This is a genomic window from Streptomyces sp. BE20 (assembly GCF_036322525.1).
GTDB lineage: Bacteria > Actinomycetota > Actinomycetes > Streptomycetales > Streptomycetaceae > Kitasatospora.
This window is the reverse complement of sequence record NZ_JAQYWW010000770.1, coordinates 1-303: the sequence shown is the minus strand read 5'-3', so window position 1 is coordinate 303 and position 303 is coordinate 1. Positions and strand designations below refer to the sequence as shown.

General features: G+C 58.1%; 1 protein-coding gene. It reads left to right on the top strand.

The annotated features are described in order from the left end of the window. Positions 1–265 (top strand): hypothetical protein (locus PUR61_RS16560; protein ID WP_329879616.1); only part of this gene is annotated, 265 nt, incomplete at its 5' end. Positions 266–303 lie beyond the last annotated feature (38 nt).

The window sequence follows — 303 nt, the reverse complement described above, 5'->3', positions numbered from 1 at the left end:
TTTTTTGGGTTTTGGTGTTTTTTTTTTTGTTTTGTTGTGTGGGTTGTGTGTTTTGTTGTTTTTTTTTTTTTGGTGGGTGTTTGGGGTTTGTGCGCGCCCGGGGGGGGGTGGGGGGGGGTGGGTGGGGGGGGGGGGGGGGGGTGGGGTTGTGTTTTTTTTTGTCGGCGTGGGGGGCTGCTCGTGGTTGGGCGTGTTGTGTGTTTGTTGTTGGTGTTTGTGCTTCTTCGGGGGGGGTTTGTGGGGCTGTGTGACGGTGGTGTGCTGAGGTTGCGTCGGTTACCCTCGCCGGCCGCACCCCCCCCC